General features: G+C 50.5%; 20 protein-coding genes. 8 read left to right on the top strand and 12 right to left on the bottom strand.

Annotated features, from left to right (window positions below; genetic code table 11):
• Positions 1–4: 4 nt before the first annotated feature.
• The gene (gene ftnA, locus L4C36_RS00660; protein ID WP_428475857.1) at positions 5–532 is read right to left on the bottom strand and encodes a non-heme ferritin; all 528 of its coding nucleotides are present in this window, start codon (positions 530–532) and stop codon (positions 5–7) included.
• A 295-nt stretch (positions 533–827) separates the two neighbouring features.
• Here ftnA and L4C36_RS00655 point away from each other — a divergent pair, with 295 nt between their 5' ends.
• From L4C36_RS00655 to L4C36_RS00645, 3 genes are all read left to right on the top strand, one after another.
• Complete coding sequence (locus L4C36_RS00655; RefSeq protein ID WP_428475856.1) at positions 828–1,250, top strand: universal stress protein; 423 nt, start codon at positions 828–830, stop codon at positions 1,248–1,250.
• Between the two features lie 240 nt (positions 1,251–1,490).
• Entirely contained in the window at positions 1,491–2,372 is an 882-nt protein-coding gene (locus L4C36_RS00650; RefSeq protein ID WP_428475855.1) for a carboxylate/amino acid/amine transporter, read from the top strand.
• Positions 2,373–2,470: 98 nt separating this feature from the next.
• Positions 2,471–3,208 (top strand): GNAT family N-acetyltransferase, encoded by a 738-nt coding sequence (locus L4C36_RS00645; RefSeq protein WP_428475854.1) that lies wholly within the window; start codon positions 2,471–2,473, stop codon positions 3,206–3,208.
• Positions 3,209–3,377: 169 nt separating this feature from the next.
• On the opposite strand, the gene fre is transcribed toward L4C36_RS00645, so the two are convergent.
• From fre to trxA, 6 genes are all read right to left on the bottom strand, one after another.
• Positions 3,378–4,088 (bottom strand): NAD(P)H-flavin reductase, encoded by a 711-nt coding sequence (fre, locus tag L4C36_RS00640; RefSeq protein WP_428475853.1) that lies wholly within the window; start codon positions 4,086–4,088, stop codon positions 3,378–3,380.
• 9 nt (positions 4,089–4,097) lie between these two features.
• Positions 4,098–4,385, bottom strand: a complete 288-nt coding sequence (locus tag L4C36_RS00635) for a 2Fe-2S iron-sulfur cluster-binding protein (RefSeq protein ID WP_428475852.1) — start codon at positions 4,383–4,385, stop codon at positions 4,098–4,100.
• 39 nt (positions 4,386–4,424) lie between these two features.
• Positions 4,425–6,296 carry a 4-hydroxy-3-polyprenylbenzoate decarboxylase gene (ubiD, locus tag L4C36_RS00630; protein WP_428475851.1) on the bottom strand — a complete coding sequence of 624 codons (1,872 nt, stop codon included), beginning with the start codon at positions 6,294–6,296 and terminating at the stop codon, positions 4,425–4,427.
• Positions 6,297–6,428: 132 nt separating this feature from the next.
• The gene (locus tag L4C36_RS00625) at positions 6,429–7,454 is read right to left on the bottom strand and encodes a hypothetical protein (RefSeq protein ID WP_428475850.1); all 1,026 of its coding nucleotides are present in this window, start codon (positions 7,452–7,454) and stop codon (positions 6,429–6,431) included.
• 174 nt (positions 7,455–7,628) lie between these two features.
• On the bottom strand, positions 7,629–8,891 hold the full coding sequence (gene rho / locus L4C36_RS00620) for a transcription termination factor Rho (protein WP_428475849.1): 1,263 nt from the start codon (positions 8,889–8,891) through the stop codon (positions 7,629–7,631).
• Between the two features lie 197 nt (positions 8,892–9,088).
• Positions 9,089–9,415, bottom strand: coding sequence for a thioredoxin TrxA (gene trxA, locus L4C36_RS00615; RefSeq protein WP_428475848.1), 327 nt, complete (start codon positions 9,413–9,415; stop codon positions 9,089–9,091).
• Positions 9,416–9,528: 113 nt separating this feature from the next.
• Here trxA and rhlB point away from each other — a divergent pair, with 113 nt between their 5' ends.
• Together rhlB and gppA are read left to right on the top strand one after the other, a co-directional pair.
• Positions 9,529–10,839: an ATP-dependent RNA helicase RhlB gene (gene rhlB / locus L4C36_RS00610; protein WP_428475847.1), complete on the top strand. Its 1,311-nt coding sequence runs from the start codon at positions 9,529–9,531 to the stop codon at positions 10,837–10,839.
• Between the two features lie 18 nt (positions 10,840–10,857).
• A complete protein-coding gene (gene gppA, locus L4C36_RS00605; RefSeq protein ID WP_428475846.1) occupies positions 10,858–12,348 on the top strand; it encodes a guanosine-5'-triphosphate,3'-diphosphate diphosphatase in 1,491 nt (496 codons plus the stop codon).
• Between the two features lie 83 nt (positions 12,349–12,431).
• Here gppA and prlC read toward each other — a convergent pair whose 3' ends face one another.
• Positions 12,432–14,474, bottom strand: coding sequence for an oligopeptidase A (gene prlC / locus L4C36_RS00600; RefSeq protein ID WP_428475845.1), 2,043 nt, complete (start codon positions 14,472–14,474; stop codon positions 12,432–12,434).
• A 213-nt stretch (positions 14,475–14,687) separates the two neighbouring features.
• Here prlC and L4C36_RS00595 point away from each other — a divergent pair, with 213 nt between their 5' ends.
• Both L4C36_RS00595 and gorA read left to right on the top strand, forming a co-directional pair.
• A complete protein-coding gene (locus L4C36_RS00595) occupies positions 14,688–15,527 on the top strand; it encodes a 23S rRNA (adenine(2030)-N(6))-methyltransferase RlmJ (RefSeq protein WP_428475844.1) in 840 nt (279 codons plus the stop codon).
• Between the two features lie 227 nt (positions 15,528–15,754).
• Positions 15,755–17,110: a glutathione-disulfide reductase gene (gene gorA, locus L4C36_RS00590; protein ID WP_428475843.1), complete on the top strand. Its 1,356-nt coding sequence runs from the start codon at positions 15,755–15,757 to the stop codon at positions 17,108–17,110.
• 129 nt (positions 17,111–17,239) lie between these two features.
• Here the strand turns inward: gorA and L4C36_RS00585 are convergent, their stop codons facing one another.
• Both L4C36_RS00585 and L4C36_RS00580 read right to left on the bottom strand, forming a co-directional pair.
• Positions 17,240–18,589 carry a leucine-rich repeat domain-containing protein gene (locus L4C36_RS00585; RefSeq protein ID WP_428475842.1) on the bottom strand — a complete coding sequence of 450 codons (1,350 nt, stop codon included), beginning with the start codon at positions 18,587–18,589 and terminating at the stop codon, positions 17,240–17,242.
• 224 nt (positions 18,590–18,813) lie between these two features.
• Complete coding sequence (locus L4C36_RS00580; RefSeq protein WP_428475841.1) at positions 18,814–19,125, bottom strand: hypothetical protein; 312 nt, start codon at positions 19,123–19,125, stop codon at positions 18,814–18,816.
• A 456-nt stretch (positions 19,126–19,581) separates the two neighbouring features.
• Between L4C36_RS00580 and L4C36_RS00575 the strand changes: the two genes are divergently transcribed.
• On the top strand, positions 19,582–20,949 hold the full coding sequence (locus L4C36_RS00575) for a YjiH family protein (RefSeq protein WP_428475840.1): 1,368 nt from the start codon (positions 19,582–19,584) through the stop codon (positions 20,947–20,949).
• Positions 20,950–21,029: 80 nt separating this feature from the next.
• On the opposite strand, the gene tatC is transcribed toward L4C36_RS00575, so the two are convergent.
• Positions 21,030–21,782, bottom strand: a complete 753-nt coding sequence (tatC, locus tag L4C36_RS00570; protein ID WP_428475839.1) for a Sec-independent protein translocase subunit TatC — start codon at positions 21,780–21,782, stop codon at positions 21,030–21,032.
• A gap of 11 nt (positions 21,783–21,793) precedes the next feature.
• Entirely contained in the window at positions 21,794–22,135 is a 342-nt protein-coding gene (gene tatB / locus L4C36_RS00565) for a Sec-independent protein translocase protein TatB (RefSeq protein WP_428475838.1), read from the bottom strand.
• Position 22,136 lies beyond the last annotated feature (1 nt).

Below are 22,136 nucleotides of genomic sequence, written 5' to 3'. Positions count from 1 at the left end.
CGGATCAGCCAGCGGTAGAGTCCATAACAGATGAAGAGTCAGCCTTCGCCATAGCAGCAAGGTCTTTATCGATAAAGAACAGTGCCTTACCATCTTCACCCACTAACTCGATCTTATCAAGAACGCTTTTAAACAGTTTTTCTTCTTCGTGCTGCTCTGCGACATACCACTGCAAGAAGTTAAACGTTGAGTAGTCTTGGGCGATGAACGCAGCATGGGCTAACTTGTTAATCTTACTCGTGATCAACTGCTCATGTTCGTACGTTTCACGGAAGACATCACCCAGTGATGCAAACTCGTGCTTAGGGGCTTCAATCGCACCTAAAATTGGCAGTGAACCGGTTTCGCTCACATACGTAAACAGGCGCTGCATGTGCTGCATTTCTTCTGCGGCGTGAACACGCAAAAATTCTGCCGCCCCTTCAAACCCTTTGTCTTCACACCACGCACTCATTTGCAGGTACAAGTTAGAAGAAAAGAATTCCAAGTTGATTTGCTCGTTGAGTTTCTCAACCATTGCTTGCGCTAACATCGTACTACTCCTATTTATTCTAGTGTATACCAATCTCAACGACAGGGATGAAATCGGCGATCCCCATTGTTACCCTGCACTTATGAGAATGCAACTCAACAGCCGCCTCAACCTCCTACGCGCTTGGCATTTTGCGTGAACAGCGAGGAAGGTAGAAAAAAGGGAAGAAATTCAATTTGTTTTCTTCACTGCAGCACACCATTACCCGCTATCAAGATGCGATCACGGTAATATTTTTTCGATCTCTTCAGTGCTAGCATAAAATAAAACCCGCACGGTGAAGGAGTGCATTATTATGGCTTACAAACATATTTTGGTCGCCATCGACCTCTCTCAAGATAGCCAGCTCATTGTCAGCAAAGCGGCGGCGCTCGCCAAGGCCTTGGATGCCAAATTGTCGTTAATCCACATTGATGTCAATTACGCTGAGCTGTACACCGGCCTGATCGACATTAACCTGTCGGAAGCCCAACATCGCATGGCTGACGATGCACAGAAACAGCTGCATGTACTGGCGGAATATGCTCAGTATCCGGTGTCTCACACCTTGGTCGGCAGTGGCGATCTCAGTGATGAAATCTGCCATGCGATTGATGACTTAGACATCGAACTGGTGGTGTGTGGCCATCATCAAGATTTCTGGAGCAAAATTCTCAGCTCTGCCCGTCAGTTGATCAACCGCTCACCAGTCGACATGCTGATGGTTCCTTTGAAGTAGATAGCGCCACTGAAATAAAATGGCAACCGCCAAGGCTTCGGTCTTGGCGGCGTATTTCCCCCACCCGTTACCACTCCGCTTATCACTCGCTATCTTCCCTTACGTCATGCCACGGGCCGGCGATCACGTTGACGCCCGCTTCTCGTCCTCGAGAGCTATCACGCTCCTGGCGATTCCACATAGGGACGCCCGAGAAATTCCGTTACACTCTCGGTCTATTTTTCAATCTCGGTTAACACGATGGGATATCTTTCTGCTGTCACCCTGCTTTGGGCGTTTTCATTTAGCCTGATCGGGGTCTATCTTGCCGGCCAAGTCGATGCGTGGTTCTCGGTACTGACCCGCGTGTCGCTCGCGGCCTTGGTCTTTTTGCCGTTTCTGCGTCGCCAGCACCTGCATTGGCGTTTGGCGCTCAAATTGATGGTGGTGGGCGCGTTCCAGCTCGGGATCATGTACTGCTTTTATTACCAATCTTTCTTGTATCTGAGCGTACCGGAAGTGTTGCTGTTCACCATTTTCACCCCGATTTATGTCACCTTGATCTACGATTTGCTGCACCGCCAGTTCTCTGCGTGGTATCTGGTAACGGCTGCCGTGGCGGTACTCGGTGCCGCAGTGATCAAATTTGAGGGAATCAACGAAGATTTCATTCTCGGCTTTTTCATCGTGCAAGGGGCGAACCTGTGCTTTGCCATCGGGCAGGTCGGCTATAAACGGATCATGGAACAAGAAAAAACCGATATTCCCCAACACACGGTATTTGGCTTGTTTTACCTTGGCGCGATGTGTGTCGCCCTACCGATGTTCTTGCTGTTTGGTAATACCGAGCAACTGCCCACCACCAGCACACAATGGGGCATTTTAATTTACCTTGGCACCATTGCCTCAGGGCTGGGCTATTTCATCTGGAACAAGGGGGCAACAATGGTGAACGCGGGCGCGCTGGCGATCATGAACAACGCGTTAGTACCCGCGGGCCTTATCGTCAATATCGTGATTTGGAACCGCGATGTCGACTATCTGCGCCTGATCCTCGGTGGGGCGATCATCATGGCCTCCCTGTGGCTGAATGAAGTCTGGGGTAAAAAAACTCAACGTTGTGACACTAGCCGCAAAGCCTAACATGGTAATGCGTCTTTCTCCGGCCAAGTTTGCTTGGTCGGCCTCCTCGCTTTCATACTGAGCTCGCCATTTATTATGTCAGTATCCAAGGAGGGATCATGACCCCATTACACTCACCCCATGACCAATTTTGGGCTAAAAGACTTAACACCCCTCTCACGGTGGGGCTTCACTTTTCAGTACTCGATTACTGGGATATGGGCGATCCCGATACGGTTGGATTTCTCTACAGTTCACCCGACTTGACCATACTCGACCTCGCGCCAGATCTCCTGCCACTATTACAACAAACCGTCGCTTCAATGCCCAATGCTCGCTTGCAATGTTTCAATCAGGCTATCAGCCTCAATCCGGCATTAGCGAGCTATGAGGTCGACTGCAATGATGGCGATTACTTCCGCCAAAATTGTCCCCCGCTCACCGCGCCCAATGTACCTTCAGGCTATCGAATCGAGGTGACGACCGAGCGTCCTGCGCTCCTTGACGCTTTCCTTGAGCAGCAGCCAGAGGCAGATCAACTCAGCGCCGGACTGGACGATGAGTTTGATCGCTATTACAGCGTATACCGTGACCAAGCGCTCGTCGCCTGCTTAGGCACCTTCCAGGGGCGGTCTTCTTACTTTGTGTCACTGGCTATGTTGGTCGACCAGCATGAGCGCAGGCAGGGGCTCGCTAAATACGTATTACAACAAGCAGTACACGAGATAGAAGCCAACAACGGGACGCTCTGCTATCGCGTCAATGTGGATAATGCCGCCTCGATTGCGGTCTGCCGCTCGCTTGGCTTTTCCCTCACCAATCAAGTTCAGACCCTTTCTATCAAGCACTCAGAGTGACAGACACAAAAAAGGCGAGATCCGTGATCTCGCCTCTTGTTTTGGTTCTGTAAGCGGAGTATTCGCCGCAACATCAGGTCGCCGAAGAACCCCCACAGGACCTTAGGATCATCGATCCGCTCTCATCGCTTTTCCTCGTCCCTCGCTACTCGCTACTCGCTACTAAGATCTAGATAAAGGAGAAAGCATCGGCAAACATGCGTTCGCGATCCGCCCCTTTTTCCGCAGAAAATTGCTCACGCGCTGCGCCGGCCATTTCAAAACGACCACAGATGTAAATGTCGTATGCAGACAAGCTGATAAAATCGCTGTTCACCGCATCCAGCACGTTACCCACTTTGCCCTGCCAATCAGCGGACGCACTTTCCACTACCGGCACATACGTCAGGTTTTTGTGCGCCGCAGCCAAGGCCTGCAGTTCATCATTGGCGTACAACTGACACAGATCACGACCACCCCAGTAGACGAAGATCGGCTGAGACACGCCACGGCTTAGGCAGTTGTCCAAAATACTGCGTACATACGAGAAGCCGGTGCCACCCGCAATCAACAACAACGGCTTGTCGCTGTCATCACGGACCCATGCGTCACCGTGCGGCGCTTCCACCTCGACCGTGTCGCCACTGGCCAAGGCGGCTTTCATCGTCTCGACCACTTCCATCGCGTATGGGTTATGCTCGGCCGCACCAATGTGCAACTCTAGCTCGCCGTCACGGCACGGACTGCTGGCAATGGAGAACGGACGTTTGTCTTTCTCACCCATCACCGCCAACAAATATTGGCCGGCTTTAAAATCCACCGGCTGGGTGGGTACCAGCAAAATACGGTAGGTATTACACGCCAATGACGTTACTGACTTTACTTCACATTTAATCGACATTTCTTTCCTCTACGCTAGCGCGAGCACCAAGTCACTGTCCGCCACCGCCTGACAGGCGAAGATCCAGCCTTCTTCTTGCTCTTTCTCTGTGAGCATGGGTTCCAACTGATAATGGATCTCCCCCGACAGTTTGCGGCACAGGCACATGGCACAGACCCCAACCTGACAGCGGTTCGGAAAAGCGATACCTGCGTTGAGCGCAGCCTCTAACACCGTGTGTTCACCGTCGGTGGTGAACGTCACGTCGCGAGGCAACAGGCGCACTTGATACCGTTCTTGATTCATGGTTATTCTCATTGTTGGTCACATGACCAACCGTCATGATGGTGTTCTTTATTACAGCTTGATGCCTAAGGCTGGCCACAACGCATCGACACTGGCCACCACCGCCGGATCTTTACTGATGGACGTTCCCCATTCGCGGGGTTTATCGTGCGCGTTATCGCCGGTTTCACTCGGCCACTTATTGGTCGCATCCCACCCCATGCGTGAACCGCCCTGCGCATCACGCACAATCAGGCTGTCACGACCGGGATCCATACGCGTGGTCACCGCCCAAATCACGTCATTCCAGTCGCGGCCATTCACGTCTTCGGCATCGCACACAATCACCTGCGCCAAAGCCGATGACTCGCCCGCAACCGCCCATAGGCGCGAGAGCAGATCCGCCCCTAAGCCCGCGTCGGTTTTATTCACGGTCGCGATCGCCAACTTGCCGTCACCGTTCGGGAAATGCAAATCAACGATCTCAGGGCACGCCTCTCGCACGGCCGCAATCAGCGCGTCAGGCGCGATCGTTGCGGTCGGCATCACATGGCCGCCCAAGGCGATTTCAGCGTCCCATTTACGGGTCGCATCCAGCCCCATTTTCGACCCTAACCCCACCACTGGCGAGGCAAAGTCGAGGGAATCTATCGGCGTGCTGTCGATGATCAACGTGTCGCGCGCCGGTGCCATATGGCCCGTCATCGCCTGTACCACACTGCCCCAATCGCGGGCATTGACATCCTCATCACACACCACGACAAACTTGGTGTACATGAACTGGCGCAAGAAGGACCACACCCCCATCATCACGCGCTTGGCATGACCGGGGTATTGTTTCTTCATGGTCACCACCGCCATGCGGTACGAACAGCCTTCTGGCGGCAAATAAAAATCGGTGATCTCCGGAAATTGCTTTTGCAAAATCGGGACGAACACTTCATTCAGAGCCACCCCCAGCACAGCCGGCTCATCCGGCGGACGACCGGTATAGGTGCTGTGGTAAATCGGATTGTTACGCATGGTGACATGGGTAATGGTGAACACGTGGTGACGTTCCACCTCGTTGTAATACCCCGTGTGGTCGCCATACGGGCCTTCATCGGCAAACTCGTTCGGATCAATGTAGCCTTCCAACACGATTTCCGCACTGGCAGGCACGTCCAAGTCATTACTCAGGCTCTTGACCACTTCGGTCTTGCGCCCACGCAGCAAACCGGCAAAGGCATACTCAGACAACGTGTCCGGTACTGGCGTGACGGCACCCAAAATGGTCGCCGGGTCAGCACCAAACGCGACCGTGACAGGGAACGGCTTACCCGGATGGGTTTCCATCCAGTCACGCAAATCAAGCGCACCGCCACGGTGCGCCAACCAACGCATGATGATCTTGTTCTTGCCGATTTTCTGCTGGCGATAGATCCCCAAGTTCTGGCGTTTTTTGTTCGGCCCTTGGGTAATGGTCAGCCCCCAGGTCAGTAACGGTGCGACATCACCCGGCCAACAACTCATCACCGGGATCTTGTCCAAATCCACCTCGTCACCTTGCCACACGATGTCTTGGCAAGGCGCCTGACGCAAGCGTTTCACCGGCATGTTCAACACTTGTTTAAACAGCGGTAGCTTGTCGATCGCATCGCGGAAGCCCCGTGGCGGTTCCGGCTCTTTCAAATAAGCCAGTAACTGGCCCACGTCACGCAGATCACGCACATCTTCACGCCCCATGCCCATGGCAACACGCTCTGGGGTGCCAAACAGGTTGGCCAATACCGGGATGTCGTAACCCACTGGATTTTCAAATAACAATGCCGGGCCACCTGCGCGCAAGGTGCGATCGCAGATCTCGGTAATTTCCTGATCCGGATCGACAGGCTGCGTGATGCGCAGCAACTGTCCCTGCTGTTCTAGGTAATCAATAAACTCTCGTAGATCCTTGAATTTCATTGTTTGCCGTGACCTTTCCTACATACGCTGACACGCAGGTGCCGTGGGCACCTGCGTAAAAAAAATCATTCTCGGGTTATTATAACGACTTGTTAACGTCTGAATAGCGGAAAATCGTGTCGGATCGCCGCCCTAAAGCCGGCGTGAGATCGCGGTTTTGATATTTTTCTGTAGCACTTGATTACGACTGCCCGTCACCAGTTGCTCTAACCAACTCAGGTACCCCTGACTCAGTAATTCTGAGGCCACCAGCTGACCATCGCTAACATCGGCCAAGCGGCCACTGAGAAAATCTTGCGTGCTGACAGGCAACGGCTGCAGCGCAACCAAAGCGCGGTAAGCCGAGGTTTTCAACGAGGGATTGATGGTCGCCGCCATCAGCTGCGCCGTGGCCATGGGCTCTGGTGCCAGCTGCGCTAAACGGTTGAGTTCAGTCAAACTGTACTGATCGCTGCGACGACGCCACAACAAATGGTACACCGCCTCATCACCGGAGGCCGCGGCTAACGCGGCAATCACCGCATTATCCGGCAACCACAACAAGGCTTTATCGGTCGAGAATTGGGCCGCGAGCTGCGCAATGGCCTGTGCCGATAAACTCGGTAACTGGGCCAGTAAAATATCGCGTTGCACGGTTTTCGAGGCCAGATCGCCCGCTAACCATTGTGACAGTATCAACTCGCCGCGTTCGGCCTGCGCATGCATGGCTTGGGCTTTGAGCATCTGAGCCCAACGCGTGACCTGCGCACGGGCTTTGGTCGCATAATGGAACGCGGTTTGCGTGACGGTATAGCCGTCCCCCTGCTCAACCACGGTAAACGCCGGTTTGCGCAGCGCCTGTGACTGCAGCCAGTTGGCTTTATATTGATCCAACACGGGGTGGGCCGCGGCGTGATCCACCAGCAATGACCGAATCGCTTCTTGCTTTAATGGCGGCAAGAGAGAAAGGTTAAATTCCAACTCGCGAAAATCATTATCATTATAGAGAGTCGCCAACGCGGTCGCGCGGGATTGGCTGTGCGGGGCAGTCAGCACCTCCGTCACAGTTTGGGACGAGATCTGAATCGCCGGGATACCGGTCGCCGATATGGCCGTTGCACTGGCCACGGCCATGTGTGTGGCTAACCATCCTATTAGCATGCACTGTCCTAGTCGCATGTCACCTCCTTGGTGAAAAGGAAATTGAGTGAACTGATCCATCCTGGTATCAGGTGCCCTGCTGATTCGCATGCAAAATTGAACAGCGCACAATAGGAGTATGCCCGAATTTAGGCAATAAAAAACGCCACACGAGGTGGCGTTTAGGAAACTGTGAGTCAGACAGTAAAAATATTATTTTTGACGGCGCATCGCGTCAAAGAACTCATCATTGGTCTTGGTCATCGACAACTTGTCGATCAAGAATTCCATGCTGTCTGTTTCACCCATTGGGTGAACGATTTTACGCAGGATCCACATCTTCTGTAGCTCATCCGCTTTCGCCAATAGCTCTTCACGACGGGTACCTGAACGGTTGAAGTCAATCGCAGGGAAGACACGCTTCTCAGCACTTTTACGAGAAAGGTGCAGTTCCATGTTACCTGTACCTTTAAATTCTTCGTAGATCACTTCATCCATCTTCGAGCCGGTATCAACCAACGCGGTTGCGATGATCGTTAAGCTACCACCTTCTTCTACGTTACGTGCCGCACCGAAGAAACGCTTTGGACGGTGTAGGGCGTTGGCGTCGACACCACCGGTCAATACTTTACCTGATGATGGGATCACGGTGTTGTACGCACGCGCTAGACGGGTGATGGAATCCAGAAGGATAACCACGTCTTTCTTGTGCTCAACCAAACGCTTGGCCTTCTCAATCACCATTTCAGCGACCTGTACGTGACGAGACGCTGGCTCATCAAACGTAGAAGCAATCACTTCGCCTTTTACCAGACGCTGCATTTCGGTCACTTCTTCCGGACGTTCGTCGATAAGAAGAACCATCAACTCACACTCAGGGTGGTTGTAGGCAATGCTCTGCGCAATATTTTGCAGCAGCATGGTTTTACCCGCTTTTGGCGGCGCCACAATCAGACCACGTTGACCTTTACCGATTGGCGAAGCCAAATCAAGGACACGGGCAGTGATGTCTTCGGTTGAACCGTTACCACGCTCCATACGCATACGCTCGTTCGCGTGCAATGGGGTCAGGTTTTCAAACAGGATCTTGTTACGTGCGTTATCCGGCTTATCGTAGTTAACTTCGTTAACCTTCAACAGGGCAAAGTAGCGCTCGCCATCTTTCGGCGGACGAATTTTACCTGAAATGGTGTCACCAGTGCGAAGGTTGAAACGGCGGATTTGGCTTGGAGAGACGTAGATGTCGTCAGGACCGGCAAGGTAAGAACTGTCTGCAGAGCGGAGGAAGCCGAAGCCATCTTGAAGAATTTCTAGAACACCATCGCCAAAAATGTCCTCACCACTTTTTGCATGCTGTTTGAGAATCGCAAAGATGATGTCTTGTTTTCTCAAACGGGCTAGATTCTCAAGCCCTAAGCTTTCGCCAAGCGCAACCAATTGTGGAATAGGTTGGCTCTTCAATTCAGTAAGATTCATAGTGGTGGGTTTCTTGTCAGTCAAAATCGGGGTTCTATATTAATTGAGAGAAGGTAGACCAATGGGGCAGGTCAAGGAATGAACGAATGTGCAGTTTACGTGCAATAAGTTAGCACTAAAGATCTCTTCCGTCTAGCATAGACGGTTGTCAAACCATGCACAACTGAGAAATTGCGCATGGCTTGAATTTGAATCGCTTACAGGTTCGCGTCAAGGAACTCTTTCAGCTGACTCTTAGACAGTGCACCCACTTTGGTGGCTGCAACACTGCCGTCTTTGAACAACAATAGCGTTGGGATACCACGAATACCGAACTTTGGTGGTGTGCCTGCATTCTGATCGATGTTGAGTTTACCGATCGTTAGCTTACCTTCGTATTCGTCTGCGATTTCATCAAGAATTGGGGCGATCATTTTACAAGGACCACACCACTCTGCCCAAAAATCGACTAGCACAGGGCCGGCAGCAGTAATTACATCGCTGTCGAAACTTGCGTCTGTCAGCTGCACAATCTTGTCGCTCATCTTCCACTCCAATGGTTGATTTTCTTAGCTGATTTGATTTTAACCAGCAAATCGTTGCTCTATTTGAATGGAATCCGTTTCGTATTGCAACCCTAAGCTGATATTCTATACGAATGAAGATGACTCATATCACAGAGCAAAAATTTGCCGACCTGGGGTTAGATCCTCGGGTTTTACAAGGATTGGAAGCCAAAGGTTTCCATAATTGTACGCCGATCCAGGCGCTGGCATTGCCGGTAGTGCTCTCCGGCCATGACATTGCGGGTCAGGCTCAAACAGGCACAGGGAAAACCCTGGCTTTCTTGACCGCGACTTTTAACCACCTGCTGCTAACACCAGCCAAAGAGGATCGTAAACAGAACCATCCTCGTGCCATTATTATGGCACCGACGCGTGAACTGGCCATCCAGATCTATAACGATGCCCAGCCATTGCTTGAAAGCACTGGCCTGACCGCAGGCCTAGCCTACGGCGGTGAAGCGTATGAGAAGCAACAAAAAATACTGGAAGATGGCGTTGATATTCTGATCGGCACCTGTGGCCGTATTATCGACTTCTATAAGCAACGTGTGATCGACTTACGTTCGATTCAAGCCGTGGTTCTAGATGAAGCCGATCGTATGTTCGATTTGGGCTTTATCAAAGATATCCGTTTCTTATTCCGTCGTATGCCTGTACCGGCTGAACGTCTGAACATGCTGTTCTCTGCCACACTGTCTTACCGTGTGAAAGAGTTGGCATTTGAGCACATGAACAGCCCTGAAAGTGTTGTCGTTGAACCGGAACAAAAAACCGGTCATCGAATTCAAGAAGAACTGTTCTACCCGTCTAACCAAGACAAAATGCGCCTGCTACAGACCTTGATTGAAGAAGAATGGCCAGATCGTGCCATCATCTTTGCTAACACCAAGCACCGTTGTGAAGACATCTGGGCGCACCTTGCGGCCGACAAACACCGCGTAGGCTTGCTAACCGGTGATGTACCACAGAAGAAGCGTACGCGCATTCTGGAGCAATTTACCCAAGGTGAAGTGGACATTCTGGTTGCAACCGACGTTGCCGCGCGTGGTCTACACATTCCACAAGTGACGCACGTATTTAACTATGACCTGCCTGACGATGCAGAGGATTATGTCCACCGTATCGGCCGTACCGGTCGTGCTGGCGCCAGCGGTAACTCGATCAGCTTTGCTTGTGAAGAGTACGCCATCAACCTACCAGCGATTGAAACGTACATCGAGCACGCGATCCCATTGTCGAAATACAATGCTGACGCGCTGCTTGACGATCTGCCAGAGCCACTGTTCGTGCCGCGTGCCCCTCGTCAGGGTGGCAACCGTCGCAACAACAACAATGGTGGTTCATCGCGTCAAGGACAGCCGCGCCAACGTAATCGCCGCCGTCCGCCGCAAAATAAAGCTTAATTACAGATAGATATGCCCATGGAAAGAAACGTATCCCCTTTGTATGCCGCCATTGACCTTGGCTCTAACAGCTTCCACATGTGGATTGTGCGAGAGTTTGCCGGCAACGTGCAGACACTGGCCAAGATCAAACGTAAAGTCCGCTTAGCCGCGGGGTTAAATGCCCAAAACGTGCTGAGCGATGAAGCCATGCAACGGGGCTGGGACTGCCTCAGCTTGTTTGCCGAACGTCTGCAAGACATTCCGGCAGGCAACATTCGTATTGTCGGCACCGCCGCCTTACGCACCGCAGTCAACGCCGATACATTTCTTTCCAAAGCAGAAGCGATCCTCGGTTACCCGGTCGATATTATTCCGGGCGAAGAAGAAGCGCGCATTATCTATCAAGGGGTTGCCCATACCTCTGGCGGTAGCAGCAAACGCCTGGTGGTTGATATTGGTGGCGCCAGCACCGAAGTGGTGATTGGCGAAGGGTTTGATGCCAGCGCCCTGACCAGCCTGAAAATCGGTTGTGTCACGTGGCTAGAGCGTTACTTTAAAGATCGCGCCCTGACCGCGGCCAACTTTGACGCTGCCATTCAGGCAGCAAAAGCGGATATTGCCCCGATTGTGGCGCAATATCAGGCGCTGGGGTGGAATACCTGTGTCGGTGCCAGCGGTACCGTGCAAGCCCTACAGGAAATCATGCTGGCACAAGGGATGGATGAAATCATCACCTTGGCAAAACTCAAGCGTTTGCAACGCCAAGCGATGCAATACGAGCGATTAGAAGATTTGGATATCGAAGGACTGACGCTTGAGCGTGCTCTGGTCTTCCCAAGCGGTCTGTCTATTTTGATCGCCATTTTTGAATCGCTGAATATTGCCACCATGACACTGGCTGGCGGCGCCCTGCGTGAAGGCATGGTGTACGAAATGATGCGCCAAATGCGCCATCATGACGTGCAAACCCGTACGCTGCACAGCTTACAATCGCGCTTTCAGCTCGATAAAGCGCATGCGGACTACGTCGCTGACACGGCCAATGCCTTATTAGCCGCCACCACACCGACTTGGCAACCGGAACCGCACGCGGCTAACCTGTTGCAAGCCTGTGCGGCGCTGCATGAAATTGGCACCATGATTGAATTTAAGCAAAGCGGGGATCATGCCGCGTACTTGATCAATCACAGTGACTTGCCGGGCTTTACCCGCGCACAAAAATTCCTGATCGCCGAGTTACTGCGTCGCTTCCGTGAGCAGCTCAGCAACTTGCCGACTCAGCATGCCTTGCCGACCGACAGTGCCACTCGCCTGCTACGCCTTTTCCGCTTAGCCGTGCTGTTGTGCCACCGTCGTGACAAGACTCAGCAGCCACCGTTTAGCCTGCACGTAGAACATAATGAGCTAGTGCTCACGCTACCAGCCGCTTGGCTCGCCGCGCACCCACTGACCCATGCAGAGCTACAACAAGAAGCCGAACGTCAAACCGACATGGGCTGGCCGCTGACCTTAATCGCCAGCGAATAACATATCCCCTCTATGATCCGATGGGATACCCCAAACAAAAAAAGCACCCTATGGGTGCTTTTTTATTGCCTCAGAATCCCGAATTAACCGGTGATTCCGCTGTGCTTTAAAAGCGCATCAATCTGCGGCTCACGACCACGGAAACGCTTGAACAACGCCATTGGCTCTTCACTGCCGCCACGCTCTAGGATGCAATCCAAGAAATCCGCGCCGGTTTGTGGGCTGAAAATACCGTCTTCTTCAAAACGTGAGAACGCATCTGACGACAATACTTCGGCCCACAAGTAGCTGTAGTAACCCGCGCTGTAACCACCGGCAAAAATGTGGCTGAAGCTGTGTGGGAAACGGCCCCATTCTGGGCTTTGTACCACAGAGACACGTGACTTGATGTCAGCCAGTGTGTCGAGCACTTTGGCACCGACTTCAGGATCGTACTCGGTGTACAAGGTGAAATCGAACAAGCCGAATTCTAACTGACGCAAAATGCCCATCGCAGACTGGAAGTTTTTCGCCGCCAGCATCTTATCGAGCATTTCTTTTGGCAGTGGCTCGCCGGTTTCGAAGTGGCCAGAGATAAAGGCCAAGGCCTCTTCTTCCCAGCACCAGTTTTCCAGGAACTGACTTGGTAATTCCACCGCATCCCATGGCACACCGTTGATGCCCGATACCGCTGGCACATCCACTTGGGTTAGCATGTGGTGAATACCGTGGCCGGTTTCGTGGAACAAGGTCACCACTTCATCGTGGGTAAACAGCGCAGGCTTGTCGCCCACCGGCTTGTTGAAGTTACATGTCAGGTACGCCACTGGCGCTTGCAGGCTGCCGTCTTCACGGGTACGGCGCACCAAGCACTCATCCATCCAGGCACCGCCACGCTTGTGTTCACGGGCATACAGATCCAAATAGAAGCTGCCGCGCAGTTCACCGTGCGCATCAAAGATGTCATAAAAGGTCACGGAATCGTGCCACACATCGACGCCATCACGTGGTTTCACGTCCATGCCAAACACACGTTTAAGCACTTCAAACAAACCGGCCACGACTTTTTTCTCAGGGAAATACGGACGCAGCTGCTCATCGGAAATGCTGTAACGGTGTTGCTTGAGTTTCTCGGCATAGAAAGACAGATCCCACGGCGACAGATCGGTCGCGCCAAACTCGCTTTGGGCATACTCACGCAGCTCAGCGATTTCACGATCACCTTGTGGCTTGGCACGGCTCGCCAAGTCATTCAAGAAGCCCAACACTTGCGCCGGGGTTTCCGCCATTTTGGTGGCCAACGACTTCTCACTGTAGCTGTTAAAGCCCAGCAGACGGGCAATCTCGTGGTTCAGTTTCAACTTCTCAGCGATGATGTCGCTGTTGTCCCACTTACCGGCATTCGGACCGCGATCAGAAGCGCGAGTCACGAACGCTTCGTACATTTCCTGACGCAAGGCGCCATTTTCACAGTACGTCATTACCGGCAGGTACGACGGAATATCTAACGTGAACAAGTAGCCGTCTTGCTCTTTATCTTCCGCATTGGCTTTGGCGGCCAGCAACGCCGATTCAGGCAAACCTGCTAACTCAGCCTCGTCCGTCACCAACTTACTCCAGCCCATAGTCGCATCCAGCACGTTATTGCTGAACGTCGACGACAGCTCAGACAAACGCTTGCTGATCTCACCGTAGCGGTGCTGCTCTTTGGCTGGCAAGCCGATCCCGGACAATTCAAAATCTTTCAGCGCATCGGTCACCGACTTTTTCTGCGCCAGTGTTAGGTTCGCGAAGCTCGCATCAGCTTTGATCGCTTTATAGGCGTCATACAGCCCTTTGTGCTGACCGACCCAGGTGCTGTAATCCGACAGGATTGGTAAACAGCTTTCATACGCGTCGCGCAGCTCATTGCTGTTTTTCACCCCGTTCAAATGGCCGATCGGCGACCAGATACGGTTTAGGCGATCATCGGTTTCCGCCAATGGCACACAAATCGACGTCCAGCTTGGCGCCTCGCCACTGGCCAGTACGGCTTCAACGGCGGCACGGCAATCGGCAATGGCTTGCTCAACGGCCGGTTTCACGTGTTCCGGTTGGATCTGTGAAAACGGGGGTAAACCTGTCATCGTAAGTAATGGGTTAGACATGCGCGATTCCTTTATTCTGTTATCCCTTAATACATGCGTCTTCAACGGCGAAAAATCAATCCTTTACTCGCCCTAAAGCGCAAAAACATCTTACCATTTTAACCTGACATTAACATCTGACGCAGTCGATGTCGTCACCGCCCCTAGCTATTCCCCGCCAATTCGCCATAATACGGGGCTTATTCATTACTTCTTTCTGTCGAGATCCCAGCCATGCTGAGCTACCGCCATAGTTTTCACGCCGGCAACCATGCCGATGTGGTCAAGCACATTGTCCAGAGCCTGATCCTTGATGCCCTCAAGCAAAAGGATAAACCCTTTGTATACCACGATACTCACTCCGGGGTCGGCCGCTACGATTTGCAAGACGAACGCAGCGAGAAAACCGGTGAGTTCAAACAAGGTATTGCCCGTATTTGGGGCCGCGATGACATTCCGGCAGATCTCAAAAGCTACCTTGACGCCATCACGGTATTGAACGACAGCGACGAGCTGCGTTACTACCCAGGCTCACCGAAAGTCGCCCGCGCACAGATCCGTGAGCAAGACCGCATGGTACTCACGGAACTGCACCCAAGTGATTTCCCGTTGTTACTGCAAGAATTTCGTGGCGATCGCCAAGTAAAAATCTACAAAGAAGATGCCTTTGCGCGTCTGAAAGCCAGCCTGCCACCGAAAGAGCGCCGTGGCGTGGTGTTGATTGACCCACCGTACGAGCTCAAGCATGAGTATATGGACGTGGTGAAAGCCATCAATGAAAGCTACAAGCGTTGGGCGACTGGCACGTACGCGATTTGGTACCCAGTGGTGTACCGCGAGACCATCGACAAGATGCTAAAAGGCCTGAAAGATTTGGGGATCCGCAAGATTTTGCAAATCGAATTGGGTGTTGAACCAGACACGGAAGAGCGCGGTATGACCGCCTCGGGCATGATTGTGATCAACCCACCGTGGACACTGGAAAGCCAGATGCAGACGATTCTGCCTTGGCTGCAGCAAGCCATTGCACCGACGCACGGCCATCACAAAGTGGAATGGATCGTCCCGGAGTAATACGGGATACACACCAGAGCCAATCGCTCAAAAGCATGATAACGGCGGGGATTTCCTCGCCTTTTTTATATTCGTATTTTCTCGATCTGCCCCACTCGTAACTCACTCCGTTCTTGATTACACTACTAGACCCAAGCTATCTCAAGATGCTGAACTCACTCTGAATCCAGTCTCTTGAGATAACTTGGGTATAACAGCCAAATTAATAAAATCATTGGAGTAAAGTCATGGCGAAGCATTTTGATTACATCTGTATCGGTGGTGGCAGCGGCGGGATTGCCTCAGCTAACCGTGCGGCTATGTATGGTGCAAAAGTGGCATTGGTGGAAGCCAAAGCCCTTGGCGGTACCTGTGTCAACGTCGGTTGTGTGCCGAAGAAAGTGATGTGGCACGGCGCGCAAATCGCAGAAGCGATGCACCTGTATGCCAAAGACTACGGCTTTGATGTCGATGTAAAAGGCTTTGATTGGAGCAAGTTGGTGGAAAGCCGTGAAGCCTACATCAGCCGCATCCACACCGCGTACGACAACGTACTGGGCAACAACAAGATTGAAGTGATCAACGGCTTTGCGACCTTCGTGGATGCAAAAACGGTTGAAGTAAACGGCGAGCACTACACCGCGGATCACATCTTGATCGCCGTCGGCGGTGAGCCAACGATCCCGAACGTACCGGGTGCTGAGCACGGTATCGACTCGAACGGTTTCTTTGAACTGACCGCGCAACCAAAACGCACCGCCGTTGTGGGTGCCGGTTACATCGCAGTAGAAATCGCGGGCGTACTGAGCGCACTGGGTACTGACACCCACCTGTTCGTACGTAAAGAGTCGCCACTGCGTAGCTTTGATCCGATGATCATCGATACCTTGGTGGAAGTGATGAATGCAGAAGGCCCAACACTGCACACCCACTCTGTCCCTAAAGAAGTGGTAAAAGAAGCTGACGGCTCTATCACTCTGCACTTTGAAAACGGCGAGAGCCACAACACTGACGTGTTGATCTGGGCGATCGGTCGTCACCCAAGCACGCACAAAATCAACCTTGCCGCGACCGGTGTTGAAACCAACGCACGTGGCTACATCAAGGTCGATGAATACCAGCAGACCAACGTTGAAGGTATCTACTGTGTCGGCGACATCATGGAAGGCGGCATCGAGTTAACGCCAGTCGCCGTTAAAGCGGGTCGTCAATTGTCTGAGCGTCTGTTCAACGGCAAAACCACCGCGAAGATGGACTACAACCTCGTCCCTACCGTGGTATTCAGCCACCCGCCTATCGGCACCATTGGCCTGACTGAGCAAGATGCCATTGCCCAGTACGGCGAAGATAACGTGAAAGTGTACCAATCGGGCTTTACCGCGATGTACACCGCGGTAACTGCGCACCGTCAGCCATGCAAAATGAAGCTGGTCTGTGCGGGTGACGACGAGAAAGTCGTAGGCTTACACGGCATCGGCTACACCGTCGATGAAATGATCCAAGGCTTCGGTGTGGCAATGAAGATGGGCGCAACCAAAGCAGACTTCGACTCTGTTGTCGCTATCCACCCAACGGGCTCGGAAGAGTTTGTGACTATGCGTTGATCGCAGCGTAGATAAGTGAATGCACTGAGCATTCAGGCATCAAATACACAAAAGGGAAGCAGTGGCTTCCCTTTTTTCGTTCGATATAAAATAGACAAAAGACTCTCGTGAATTCAACAAGTCAATACATTAGTAAAGGTTATCTATTTTTTTCATCCTCTCTGGAGTGCTATTCTTGAATACAGCATCAGACCCCATCCAGAAACTATCATTTGGAAGCTCATCTAACAATGACATATCAACAACTTTAATATCGTTTCCGTAAAGGCTAATGGATTTTAGTGAAGAAGGTAAATATAAGGTTTCTATTCGCTCAATATTATTCATATCCAATGATAACTTTTMTAATTTATTTAATTTATCAACATTTTCAATGTGACTAATTTCACCTTGTTCAATTGTTAGTTCAACCAAATTTTTCAAATTTTCCAACCCACTCATTTTCTTAATAGGATTTCGTGAAAAATACAAACGCTCAAGATTAACAAGGTTATCTAGACCAGAAATTTCATCAATTCGTGTTCGCTCTATTATAAGATCTTTAAGTTTTGTTAGTTTAGACAAGTTAGGTATTTTATAATTAACCTGTCCAGAAAATTCAAACAACTCTAAAGAAGGAGGAACATTAATGTTTCCGACATAAACCTTATCGCCAAGTATTAATGATTTTAGCTTCCTGAGATTACCTGGGTTAAATTCACTGACAGTCACCCCATCTGAAATATATAGATAATATAAACTAGTGAACTTTGATGGGTCTATATCCAAAACACCTTCCCCAGAAAAGCTTAAATATTCCATCGGATTATTAACACTTAATCTCTCAATATTTTTCACATCGGAATTCACTGCCAACACTTTTAACTTACTTTGCTTTTCAACATTTGACATGGATTTATAATCGCCAGATAGTGTCCCTATCAACTCGAGGTTACTATCTATAGGAAGTATTRAATTAGATATTACACCTCTTGATAAATATAGTTCTTTCAGGTTATTGTTATTAGCTAAGTCAATAGTTACATCCTGTTCCGTCATGACATCCAAACCTAAAAACTTCAAACTATTTAATTTTGAAAAGAAACTTGCATGAAATGACTTGTTAATYGGTAAATTTAAATGCGTTATTTCATGTAATTGGTTCAGAATCATATAATATCTGTACCTAGAAAAGTAATATTCTCCTTTTCCTGAAAGCTCCACTCTTGAGGTGACTAATTTATGTTTTCTATTTAAATTATAGAATGGCAATCTAGGTATAGAATTAGCATTTATTCCTTCAATAAAAACTCCTGGATTTTCAGTTAATCCTTGTGATTTAACAAAATCTAAAACATGTTTAACATCATTGGATTTAAATGCATCATCCGAAAAAGTTGAATCAGCCTGTACCATAGAAGATAAAAACACGAGAAACATAACGGCTAACCAATAAAATCCTCTACCAAAAATTTGGCAACACGGTTTATGTATGATCATGATGAACCTCCTTGTGTGTATGATTATGCGCCACGCTTTCCATGCGTTTTGCAATATATCAATCTATATTTTTAATTTCGCGGACAGATCACCACATCGAGGATATCTTCTATCATGCCTTCAACCCGTTTCCCCATTTTTTGTTGTCGTTCAGTAACCGTTACAACACTGAATATAAAAAATGGAAGCAGTGGCTTCCCTTTTCTTTTCCATTTCATACTGTGCTATTTCTTTGTTTGGTCGGAATCGTTTTGCTGATAAGCTCGAATAAGTTCTTTCTTTTTATTGATTTCGTCCTGCGCAGGCTTAAGAATTTTTGATAACCAAATCGCCAAACCCAACAAGGCGATGAAGACCCCTACGATGATTGCAAAAACTAACGCTACATAGCCAAAACTAAGATCACGCGATTCACCGTTTAACCAGGCATTTACCGATGGGCTCTTTGACATCGTATTGATGAATGACAACAACACTGTGATAAACACCACAACCTTTCCGAACAATTGCATACGCTCTCCTAAGCCCGCGCTCACATGCATTCCTTACATGTGAAAGAAAACATCGCAGTATAACGACTCCTTGCGCGCAATCCGATGCAAGACCCCAGTCTCTTTCATTATTGAAACCGGTTTCCCATTTTTACCGTGTCAGCCTGTAACTCACCATCCTATCACTATTGATCAGCATCACCCGCCTATTCACCACTCCGCCTCCCCGCACGTTCACGCTTTACAAACGCACAAGCCACTCACAATCAATAGCTTAAATGGCGATAAACACACCCAATAAAGAAGTCACGAGTGAATGATTAATCTCAATCACGGGTATTCTTGCACTCATTTCGCATAAAAAAGCACATTCCGCGATTTACTATTCCACCCCTTGGGTTTTACCTGTAGTATTCGCCTTCCCATTCCTACTTTAGTAGCGAATGGTTATAAAACTTGTTGAATAGTCAATTTATTATGCTGTTACTGACTGGATGATCTATGCAAGAGCAAACCCTCGCTGTTAAGCGCCCTACACCTGCCAATTGGCTCATGTTCGTGCTCCCTTCTTTGTTGGGTGTGTTCTTGTTTATGGCGCCCATTAACTATCAAGACTCGTTAACCATTCCTATCGCGATACTGGCCAAATCGGTGCAGGCGTTGTTTGAAGGCTCACTGACCACGATGGTCACGGGCATGATCAGCCTGACGGCGGCTGCGACCATTGTGACCAAAATTTTCAAGCCACAGGCCATTTTGAAGAGCCATTTTTTCAGTGGCCTGCTGAACCCGTCACTGCCTTGGTTCATTGTCCAGCAGCTGGGCGCGTTGTTCGTGCTGTTGACGTATTTCGGCGTGGGCCCAGAGATGATCCGCGATGGCGCAACGGGCGGCTTAGTGCTGAATGACCTATTGCCAGTGCTGTTCTCGGTGTTCCTGTTCGCGGGTTTGCTACTGCCTTTGCTATTGAACTTCGGCTTGTTGGAGTTTGTTGGCGCACTATTTACTCGCATTATGCGTCCGCTGTTTAACCTGCCAGGCCGCTCTGCGGTGAACTGTATCGCCTCTTGGTTGGGTGATGGCAGTGTGGGCGTGTTGATGACCAGCAAGCAGTATGAAAGCAAGATCTACACCGAGCGTGAAGCGGCAGTCATTGGTACCACCTTTACGGCGGTGTCGATCACCTTTAGCTTGGTGGTGATTGCGCAGGTGAACTTGGAACACATGTTTGCCCCGTTCTACCTGACGGTATGTCTGGCGGGCTTGGCAGCAGCGGTGATCGTGCCGCGTTTACCGCCACTGTCTTGGAAAAAAGATCGCTTCATTGATGGCACGCCATTAACAGAAGATCTTGAAGCGGTGCCTGCTGGCCACACGGTGGTAAGCTTTGGTCTGGAACAAGCGCTGGCGAAAGCCAATGAAGTCACCAGCCTGCGTGCCGTGATGGTGGATGGCATCAAAAATGCCGCTGACATGATCTTCGGTGTGCTACCCGTGGTGATGGCGATCGGTACTACCGCATTGATGATTGCCGAGAATACGCCGATCTTCAGCCTGATGGGTCTGCCGTTTATCCCATACTTGGAGTTATTGCAGATCCCGGATGCCGCTGCGGCGTCTGAAACCATTGTGGTGGGTTTTGCGGATATGTTCCTGCCGTCGATTTTGGCCTCTGGCATTGAGAGCGATTTAACCCGCTTTGTGATTGCGGCGATGTCAGTAACCCAGCTGATCTACATGTCAGAAATTGGTGCACTGTTGATCGGCAGTAAAATCCCAGTGAAACCGTGGGAGCTGTTCATGATCTTCATCCTGCGTACCTTGGTGACACTGCCTGTGATTGCGCTGATGGGTCACATCTTCTTCTGATAGGCTTGCTCACAGGCGACAAATAACAGACACAAAAAAACCGGCCTTGGCCGGTTTTTTTTATCGTTCTACATCGTGGTTTAGTCGATGTCTTCGTCTTCCTCTTCTTCGTGATCGCGCACGTAGAATTTCGAGAAGAACAAGCCCACTTCAAACAGCAAACACATTGGGATCGCCAACAGGGTTTGCGAGATGATATCAGGCGGAGTCAACAACATACCGACAACAAACGCCGCGACGATGATGTAAGGCCGTTTTTCACGCAGGCTCTGTGGATCAGTCGCACCGGTCCAACACAGCAGCAGAATGGCCACCGGAATTTCAAACGCAATACCGAACGCCATAAACAACGCGAGAACGAAATCGAGATAACTCGCGATATCGGTGGCCACTTCCACCCCTTCGGGGGCGATGCTGGTAAAGAAACCAAAGACCAGCGGAAAAACCACAAAATAAGCAAACGAGACGCCGGCATAAAACAGCAGCGAACTGGATGCTAACAACGGCATGATCAGCTTGCGCTCATGCTTGTACAAACCCGGTGCGACAAAGCCCCAAACCTGATACAAAATCATGGGTACAGCAACAAAAACCGAGGTCACCAAGGTGAGCTTAATTGGTGTAAAGAATGGTGAAGCCACATCCGTTGCGATCATGGTCGCCCCTTCTGGTAGACGTTCTACCAAGGGAGCGGCCAAGAAGGTATAGATGTCGTTGGCAAACCAAACCAGACCAAGAAAAACCACAATGACACTCAGAATGGAACGCAATAGACGGTTACGCAGCTCAATCAAATGGCTGAATAACGGTTGCGTATCTTCAACGGTAGACATAGTGATGTAATTTAATCCTGCTTGTGAGAGGTCGTCACCGAGGGCTGCTCATCTTTTTTCTCTGCATAAGGACGCTGTACGTCTGCCGCTGCTTTTCTCAGCTCGTCAACAGAGTCCTTTAGCTCAGGCGAGAGATCTTTCATCCCCATTTGCTCAGCTTTTTTCAGGTTTTCCTGCAGCTCTTGGAGTTTTAGCTCCTGCGACAGTTCATCCTTCACTGAGTTCGCCATATTCCGAGCAGCTCCTACCCAACGCGATACCGAACGGATCGCGACAGGTAGGCGTTCCGGCCCCAGTACCACCAATCCCACGACGGAGATCAGTACTAATTCCCAGAACCCGATATCAAACACG

Origin of the sequence: Photobacterium japonica (assembly GCF_050337005.1) — a bacterium.
Lineage (GTDB): Bacteria > Pseudomonadota > Gammaproteobacteria > Enterobacterales > Vibrionaceae > Photobacterium > Photobacterium japonica.
Note: the sequence above shows the minus strand (reverse complement) of the source record. Positions and strands in the feature narration are given on the sequence as shown.

Coding starts and splice junctions, on each gene's coding strand:
- fre (WP_428475853.1), bottom strand. CDS start 4,088: ATGTCGATTAAATGTGAAGTAAAGTCAGTAACGTCATTGGCGTGTAAT.
- rho (WP_428475849.1), bottom strand. CDS start 8,891: ATGAATCTTACTGAATTGAAGAGCCAACCTATTCCACAATTGGTTGCG.
- L4C36_RS00650 (WP_428475855.1), top strand. CDS start 1,491: ATGGGATATCTTTCTGCTGTCACCCTGCTTTGGGCGTTTTCATTTAGC.
- trxA (WP_428475848.1), bottom strand. CDS start 9,415: ATGAGCGACAAGATTGTGCAGCTGACAGACGCAAGTTTCGACAGCGAT.
- rhlB (WP_428475847.1), top strand. CDS start 9,529: ATGAAGATGACTCATATCACAGAGCAAAAATTTGCCGACCTGGGGTTA.
- L4C36_RS00635 (WP_428475852.1), bottom strand. CDS start 4,385: ATGAGAATAACCATGAATCAAGAACGGTATCAAGTGCGCCTGTTGCCT.
- prlC (WP_428475845.1), bottom strand. CDS start 14,474: ATGTCTAACCCATTACTTACGATGACAGGTTTACCCCCGTTTTCACAG.
- L4C36_RS00645 (WP_428475854.1), top strand. CDS start 2,471: ATGACCCCATTACACTCACCCCATGACCAATTTTGGGCTAAAAGACTT.
- L4C36_RS00595 (WP_428475844.1), top strand. CDS start 14,688: ATGCTGAGCTACCGCCATAGTTTTCACGCCGGCAACCATGCCGATGTG.
- L4C36_RS00655 (WP_428475856.1), top strand. CDS start 828: ATGGCTTACAAACATATTTTGGTCGCCATCGACCTCTCTCAAGATAGC.
- gorA (WP_428475843.1), top strand. CDS start 15,755: ATGGCGAAGCATTTTGATTACATCTGTATCGGTGGTGGCAGCGGCGGG.
- L4C36_RS00575 (WP_428475840.1), top strand. CDS start 19,582: ATGCAAGAGCAAACCCTCGCTGTTAAGCGCCCTACACCTGCCAATTGG.
- tatC (WP_428475839.1), bottom strand. CDS start 21,782: ATGTCTACCGTTGAAGATACGCAACCGTTATTCAGCCATTTGATTGAG.
- L4C36_RS00625 (WP_428475850.1), bottom strand. CDS start 7,454: ATGCGACTAGGACAGTGCATGCTAATAGGATGGTTAGCCACACACATG.
- ftnA (WP_428475857.1), bottom strand. CDS start 532: ATGTTAGCGCAAGCAATGGTTGAGAAACTCAACGAGCAAATCAACTTG.
- gppA (WP_428475846.1), top strand. CDS start 10,858: ATGGAAAGAAACGTATCCCCTTTGTATGCCGCCATTGACCTTGGCTCT.
- ubiD (WP_428475851.1), bottom strand. CDS start 6,296: ATGAAATTCAAGGATCTACGAGAGTTTATTGATTACCTAGAACAGCAG.